Origin of the sequence: Alistipes sp. ZOR0009, assembly GCF_000798815.1 — a bacterium.
In the GTDB taxonomy this organism is placed as follows: domain Bacteria; phylum Bacteroidota; class Bacteroidia; order Bacteroidales; family ZOR0009; genus Acetobacteroides.
Map to the genome: position 1 here is coordinate 75,548 of NZ_JTLD01000042.1, position 7,921 is coordinate 83,468.

The following is a 7,921-nucleotide window of genomic DNA, read 5'->3' on the forward strand; positions in this document are numbered from 1 at the left end:
AATACAAGCGGTACTAGCTGTTGCTAAAAGTCCTTTTGTAAATGTACAAAGGACGAATGGGGATGAAAAGGGCGTGATGTAAAAGTACAAGTTGAATAGCTTGCGACAGTATGTCATTTTGTAATTGTACAAAAGGTAAAATAGGTAGCAAAAGTATGCCTTGTTTTATGAGGTTAGGCAAGTTGGCTATGAAAAGTGCTTTTTGTAAAAGTATGCGAGGCGAAAATACCTGCAAAAGCTCCCTTTGTAATTGTATGGGCTGGTAGTTACGCATGGTAGGTGGCCTCTGCTTTTGGCAGTAGGGCAAAATTTATCGTCGAAGTAGCTTTTGTATTCGTATTGCTAGGCAAAATAGTAGTCAAGTAGCCTTTTGCCTGTAGCCCTAAAATGTATCGGTTGATTGGTGCGCGTGATGGCCAATATCGTTACGCGGTTTTTGCCGCAAAGTCCTTTGGTGTAGCAGTACGGATGGGAGTGGTGCTTAGCGAAGATGGAACTGCGTATTTCCTTTTTACTCTTTCGGCGAAGAATGGATTTTGCAGCGATTCCCGAAACGCTTATATGCTGCCGAAAGCTGGTTTTTGAGGGAGATGTGGTGCTGCTATGCGGAGATTGTAGCTTTACCGGCTGGACTGCCGCCACATTTTGGTCGAGCAAACGAGCTAGGGTGGGGGAATTTTCCCCCTTGCCAGCCCAACTGCTATCGGCTTCCTATTTTTTCGGGATACATGTCGTGAAAGATGAAGCGCTGCTCTGCCAGCTTTTCATATTTCGTGTTTGGCCTTCCATAGTTGCAGTAGGGGTCTATGCTTATGCCACCACGAGGTGTAAACTTGCCCCAAACTTCAATATATCGTGGGTCCATAAGTTTTATAAGGTCCTTCATGATGATATTTACGCAATCCTCATGGTAGTCGCCGTGGTTGCGGAAGCTAAACATGTAAAGCTTAAGGCTCTTACTTTCAACCATGTTAATATCTGGAATGTAGCTAATATATATGGTTGCAAAGTCAGGCTGCCCGGTAATGGGGCAAAGGCTCGTAAATTCTGGTATGTTGAATTTTACCCAATAGTCATTCTCTGGATGCTTGTTGGTGAAGGTCTCTAGCACATCCGGACGGTAGTCGAAGTTGTATTGGGTTCCTTGGTTTCCTAAGGATTTTAGCCCCTCTTCCTCTCTTTTCATGATTAAAGATTTGTAAGAATCAACGAATTATACTTCGTTTAGTTTAAATGGGTTGTAAGAAATGTTGCTGTCGAAGGCGGTTTCGCTTTCCACCTTTTTTACCTTGTTTACAACAAGTATGGTAACCGGTAGCACAACGATTTCGTAGGCGGTTTTGATAAAGGTTTGAGCCAGTACCATCATAAGCAGCTCTTTTGCGGGGATTATCCCAATAAAGGCAACCGAAATGAACACCATGGAGTCTAGCCCTTCGCCTACTAGGGTAGATAGAATGGCGCGTAGCGAAAAGTTTTTCCCTTTGCTCATTACCTTCATTTTGCTCATAATAAAGGCGTTTGCAAACGAACCGCTAAGGTAGGCAAGTACGCTGGCAAGGCCAATTCGTGGCGAGTTTTGAAGGATGGTGGCAAAGGAGTCCTGGTTTGTCCAGAATGGAGCAGCCGGAATTTCGATTGCCAGCTGGTACATCACGTTCGAAAGAATCATCATGGCAAAGCCAATCCAAATAACGAATCGGGCTTTTTTGTAACCCCAAATTTCGACGATTACGTCGTTAACAATGTACGAAATGGGGAAAATGATTACTCCCGCTGGCACTGCAAGAGAGCCAATGGTGATAATTTTAATCGCTAAAATGTTGGAAATAAGTAGGCATGCCGTAAATAGGATGCCAAAAAGCATAAAGACAGGTGATATACTGTTTTTCATTTGATTGATTTTTAACGTGGGTGCCAATAAACACGGTTTGTAAATAAAAGAATTGGGCGCAAAGGTAGCTATTCCGACACAATTGTCAAGCCCCTAGGGGCTATTTTCGTGCTTTTTACGGTTGCGCTACAGGGATATGCCCCCGCCAACCAGCCTATTATCAATGTAAAATACAACGGGTTGTCCCGGCGACATGGCCCATGCCGGTTGCTCTAAGGTTACTTTAGCCATATCGCCCATAAAGTGGAGGCTACCAGCTCCTTCGGGGTTTAATCCGAGGCCGCGCACCTTAACTTCGAGGCGGGTAGATGGGGTTATTTCGTTTTGGTTAATAAAGTGCAGGTCTTTTACTAAAAATTCGTGGGTTAGTAAATCTTTTTTCCGTGCTACGGTTATGGAGTTGGTGGCACGGTCCATTTTGCTTACGTACGCTTCGCGCTCAACGTCGAGTGTTAGCCCTCGCTTTTGCCCAATGGTGTAAAAAGGGAAGCCCTGGTGCGTTCCAATCTTTACTCCCTGCTCGTCGAGTACGTCGCCGCCAGCTACTTGGCTCATTTTATCGGGCGCATGCTCAAAAAGGAACTGGCGGTAGTCGGTTCCGGAGAGGAAGCATACGCTCATGCTCTCGCGGTTGGGTATTAGCTCCTCAAAATTGCGCTCCACCATTTCGGTCTTGTTCTGTATTTTGGTGGTATTGCCCAGGGGCTGTATCATGCGCCTAACTATCGATTCTGGAAGCATCCACAGGTAGTAGGACTGATCCTTTTGCGGGTCGATTCCTTTGCAAACGTAGTGGTGCCCGTCGTGTTGGGCCACCTCGATGTAGTGACCGCTCGATATGTGGTGTACTCCTATGCTATCGGCAAAGTCGGCAATATACTTCCATTTAATTTGGGGGTTGCACCAGGCGCACGGACTTGGCGTTTCGCCATTTAGGTACGACGAGATAAAGTGGTTAACCACCTTGCTCTTAAAATCGGCCTGGCAGCATACCACATGGTGCTCCACTCCAATGGTTTTGGCCTGTAGCTGGGCATCTTCGATGGCCTTTTGGGAGGCGGGGGAGTCCCACATCAGCAGGGTTACGCCAATCACCTCAAATCCTCTATCTTTCAGCTTAAGAACTGTTAAGGTGCTGTCTATTCCGCCGCTCATGCCTACTACAACTTTTTCCATGTGGTACTATTTTAGCTGCAAATTAAGGGCTTTCGGGGCTATGATTCAATAGTGTAAAGAATAAATCTTGTTGGGATATTCTTGTAAGCTTAAAATCTATGAAATGACAAACAAAAAACTAATTTTGTAGCTTCAATGGGTTTTGGCATAAATGAACGATTCCATATTTAGGGCTTTAATGCAGTTCTTTGCCACTATTATTTATTACGATAATCGTGGGGATAAGGAGATTGCAAAAAGTGTAGTACATAGATTTCTGGAGGAAAAGGAGTTCTCAGAGGAGCATTCCGACTACTACGTCGCCCTATTCGAAGAGTTCTTGGAGGATCAATCTCGGATAAATAATACGCCGATTTCCGAGAATCCGCTCTTTACCGACTACACGCACCATCTTTGTAAGCTTATCAACTTAGAGTTCGAGCAAAACCAAAAGGTTTGGTTGTTGCTGCAGCTTACGGAGTTTATTGGCGATGCCAACTTCAAGTGCGAGGTGTACCATCAGTTTGTAAGCATTTTAGCGTACCACTTCAATGTGGATCAGGTAGAGTTTGACTATGCCCAGCAGTTTGTGCTGGCAACCGAAGAGTCGCAAATCCCGTTGGTTGATAAGGTCTTGGTTGTTGATTCGGATACCAACTTTATCCATCCCTACTTTAAGCATCATATTAACAGCAAGCTTAAGGGGCGCGTTTACTTTATCCATTTAGCAAGCGTTAATACGTTTCTGATCAAAAACTTCGGGGATACCAACCTATTCCTGAATGGGCACAGCATGAGAACCGGCAGGGCCTATGTTTTTGGATACGGTTCGGTTGTGCGCAACCCCAAAGTTGATCCTATTTACTATAGCCGGATTGCCGGGAAGTTTATTCAAGCCGAAGTGCTTCGTAAGATCCACTTTGTGGCAACAAACGTAACGTACCGTTTTAAAGGAAGCAACGACGGGGTTCATCCCTTCAGCTTTAAGGCCGAATCCGGTCAGCTGGTAGGTATCGTTGGTGGAAGCGGTGTTGGAAAATCGACCCTGCTAAATGTACTTAACGGCACCTTGCCTCTAGATGACGGAAAGATATCTATAAACGGATTTGACATTCACGAGGATAAGGAGGTTATACGAGGGGTTATCGGCTACGTTCCTCAGGATGACTTGCTGATAGAGGAGCTGACCGTATACCAAAACCTATACTACAACGCCAAGCTGTGCTTCCGCAACTACACCGAGGAGGAGCTGAACGACGTAGTAGACCAAACAATTGTTGACTTTGATTTAGACGAGGCGCGAAACTTTAAGGTTGGTAGCCCTTTAAATAAGTATATCAGCGGAGGGCAGCGCAAGCGCCTTAATATTGCCCTTGAGCTTATGCGACAGCCTTCCGTACTTTTTGTTGATGAACCTACATCCGGACTATCATCCATAGATTCCGAGAAGGTGATGCTTCTGCTGAAGCGACAGATACTAAAAGGTAAGGTTGTTATTGTAAATATTCACCAACCGTCGTCCGATTTATTTAAGCTGCTGGATAAGATGCTGGTGATGGATCAGGGCGGAAGAATTATCTTCCAAGGCAATCCGATGGATGGGATTGTATATTTTAGGAAGGCTGCCCACTACTTTAATGCCGACGAGAGCGAGTGCATGACCTGCGGAAACGTGAATACGGAGGTTATACTTCGTATCGTAGAGGCACGTGTGGTAAATGAATCGGGAAAGCTAACGCGCAACCGTAAGCGTTCGGCTAACGAATGGTATCAGCTATACCTAAAAAACATTCAGCCAACCTTGCGATCTATTGTCCATGCCGAAAAGGCTAACCTCCCAATTAATAATTTTCACATTCCAAATAGAATAAAGCAGTTTCGGATCTTCTTTTCGCGCAGCATCCTATCTAAGCTAGGCGATCATCAGTACTTGCTAATGATTGCGCTCGAAGCTCCGCTACTTGCCATCATAATAGGCTTCTTTACCAAGTACACGGCCGAAGAAACCTATGTTTTTAGCGCCAATGACAACATCCCCGCCTACCTTTTTATGTGCGTGGTTGCGTCCCTATTTTTGGGAATGATAGTCTCGGCCGAGGAAATTATAAAGGACAAGAAAATTCTTCAGCGCGAAAAGTTTCTAGATTTAAGCTGGGGAAGCTACATCTCATCTAAGGTAACGGTTGTATTCTTGATATCAGCCATTCAGATGCTTGTTTTTGTGCTGCTGGGAAACTACATCTTAGAGATTAAAGGAATGAGCTTCATATACTGGCTGATACTATTCTCTGCGGCAGCTTGCGCCAATATGATTGGGCTTAACTTGTCTGCGAGCTTAAAGTCTACCGTAGCCATATATGTTAGCGTGCCGCTGCTTCTGGTTCCGCAGCTGCTTTTCAGCGGCGTTATTGTCGACTTTAAGAAGCTGCACTACTCGATAGCTTCGGAAAAGTATGTGCCCCTAATTGGCGACACGATGATCTCCAGATGGGCCTACGAGGCGCTCGCAGTAAGCCAATTTAAGGATAACGCGTTTACCAAGCACTTTTATGAGGTTGATAAGGAGAGGAGTGAAAACAGCTACTATGCTAGCATTCATATTCCTAACTTAATTTCTCAAATAAACGAGCTGCAGCACGATATTGCCATTAATGCCATTTCGGAGGAAACGGAATCGCATCTGGAATTGGCAAAAACGGAGTATGCAAAGGTGCAAGCGAAGTACGAAGGGCATCTAAAGCCGGTTGATTTTAGCAACGTGGCGCTGCGCGAAGTTAATCGTAGGGTTACGCGCTCATGGATTGCCAACTTAACCGACCTACAGCATTATCTCTGGGGCTACTACGATGTGATAAGCGCTAAGAAAGATTCCATTTATAAGGATTTGCTGTATAAGTATGGCTCTGCACAGCACATTGTCGACCTTCGTAGCGAATACGAGAATAAGGCATTGTCCGATTTGGTTTTGAATACAAGCTCTGTTCAACAGTCAAAAATTGTGGAGAACGAAATCGTTCAATTAAAGGATCCGGGTTATATGGATCCTCTAAGTAATTGCGGACGAGCCCATTTTTATGCTCCACTAAAGAAGTTGGGCCTATTTAAGATCGATACTTTATGGTATAACGTATCAATTATCTGGATTATGATCATTCTTGGTTTTGTTGCATTATACAATAAGTGGCTGCTGCAGATTATTAATTATGTAGATAGCATTAAGTCGCGCAAAAGGGCCAAACGTATCTCTAAGTATCATACAAGTTAGATTGGAATCCTGTTTTAATGAAAGGTAAAATTGAAATTGTGCAGTTTCTCAGAGGAGTTGCTGCGTTGCTGGTATGCTTTTTCCACATGAAAGGGATTCTTGTATTTGACGGTGTTCCTGTTGGCAAGTATCTTTTTGGATCTGGATCTATAGGTGTTCCTATTTTTTTTATGATTAGTGGTTTTATAATGGTTATTACCACCAAAAATAGCACTCCAAGTATCGGCTTTGTTGGTAATTTCTACCTTAAAAGGGCCATTCGAATAATCCCCATATACTTTTTGCTAACTTTCTTCTTGATTATAGCGCAGGGCGATTTGCTTGTATACCTTACGAAGTTCTCCGATCGTTTACTATCAGGACTTCTTTTTATTCCGACTTACGATAACCATATTGGTCCATCCTATGGTATGCCGCCACTTAAGGTAGGATGGTCGTTAAACTACGAGATATTCTTTTACCTGCTGCTCGGTGTAAGCATATTAGCCGGTAAGCATAGATGGAAGGTTTTATCTGCTGCTATCCTGTTGTTGGTTGTAGCTGTTCCCATTTTTACAAACGGATACGTGATGACTTCCTTATCTGAGTGGTATGGATATCCCGTTGCATATTTAAGTCTGATAACAAACCCAATAATTATTTACTTCTTAGTAGGCATTGGGGTTGGATTACTATATCAATCGAAGTATTTGTTTGCTGATGTTAAAGTTTGGAATGTAGTTATACTGGTTCTATTGGGCTTTTTTATGGCCATTTACTTCGGGATGTTACTATTTTTTAGAGGATATATATGTGATTTAGGAATTGTTGGTGGCTTATTTTTTGCAATAATGATGCGAAACAAGCAAAGGCCTTTTAACTTGAGTAGACCTTTTGTCTTTATTGGAGATATTTCCTACTCGCTTTATTTGGTGCATCCAATAGTCCTAATCCTTTTACCTCAGCTGCTAAAAGCATTTAATCTTGGAATGTTGATGGTTAATCCTTGGTACTTTTTTTGGCTCACGCCCCTGATTTTGCTGTTTTCTTGGTTTAGCTACTATTTTTTAGAGCAAAAGATGTGCTCATTTTTATTGAAAGGTATTGTTCTACATAAATCAAAGAAGAAAGGGGAGTAATTCCCTTTTTTTTGTATGCCAAAGTTATGGTTCTGTAAATTAGCTATTTGTTAATAAGACGACTTTTAATTTATTGTAGATGCAATCTGTTGTTAACATATTTTTTTTGCTGAGGCAAACAGGTGAGGGATAGGTTTCTAGTTTAAGAATTTTCTAGATTCATCTTTGGAGAGGAAAGAAACCTGTGTTTTATATTTGGAATATCGAATAAAAAGGGCTTATCTTTGCATCGCAAATGGGAAATGTCCCGAGGTTCTTTAAACGTCGAACGCAAAGTAAATCAGTTTGTTCTAATAGAAAAGATTTGATTTCGCATCATAAAAAGTTTAAAACTTTAAGATAGTGTTTGCAATGTTCGAAAAATAACTTACCTTTGCAGCCCGCAACACTGAGATGGTCGAGCGGAATTAACAAGGTTCTTTGAGGAAGTGCAGAGAGAGATTTAGGAATAAGAGTTGGGATGGCCTACGGGCTAAACCAGCAATCCGA

6 protein-coding genes are annotated in these 7,921 nt (G+C 42.9%); 2 read left to right on the forward strand and 4 right to left on the reverse strand.

What is annotated here, in order from left to right:
• Nucleotides 1-342: 342 nt before the first annotated feature.
• The 4 genes from L990_RS20015 to mnmA form a co-directional block, all read right to left on the reverse strand.
• Nucleotides 343-642: a hypothetical protein gene (locus L990_RS20015; RefSeq protein WP_156121542.1), complete on the reverse strand. Its 300-nt coding sequence runs from the start codon at nt 640-642 to the stop codon at nt 343-345.
• Between the two features lie 58 nt (nt 643-700).
• Nucleotides 701-1,186, reverse strand: coding sequence for a preQ(1) synthase (queF, locus tag L990_RS12565; protein ID WP_047449839.1), 486 nt, complete (start codon nt 1,184-1,186; stop codon nt 701-703).
• A gap of 27 nt (nt 1,187-1,213) precedes the next feature.
• Nucleotides 1,214-1,894: a queuosine precursor transporter gene (locus L990_RS12570; RefSeq protein WP_047449841.1), complete on the reverse strand. Its 681-nt coding sequence runs from the start codon at nt 1,892-1,894 to the stop codon at nt 1,214-1,216.
• A gap of 126 nt (nt 1,895-2,020) precedes the next feature.
• Complete coding sequence (gene mnmA / locus L990_RS12575; RefSeq protein ID WP_047449844.1) at nt 2,021-3,070, reverse strand: tRNA 2-thiouridine(34) synthase MnmA; 1,050 nt, start codon at nt 3,068-3,070, stop codon at nt 2,021-2,023.
• A 151-nt stretch (nt 3,071-3,221) separates the two neighbouring features.
• On the opposite strand from mnmA, the gene L990_RS12580 reads away from it, so the two are divergent.
• Nucleotides 3,222-6,314 carry an ATP-binding cassette domain-containing protein gene (locus L990_RS12580; protein ID WP_047449847.1) on the forward strand — a complete coding sequence of 1,031 codons (3,093 nt, stop codon included), beginning with the start codon at nt 3,222-3,224 and terminating at the stop codon, nt 6,312-6,314.
• A gap of 17 nt (nt 6,315-6,331) precedes the next feature.
• Nucleotides 6,332-7,432, forward strand: a complete 1,101-nt coding sequence (locus tag L990_RS12585; protein ID WP_047449850.1) for an acyltransferase family protein — start codon at nt 6,332-6,334, stop codon at nt 7,430-7,432.
• Nucleotides 7,433-7,921: the final 489 nt, after the last annotated feature.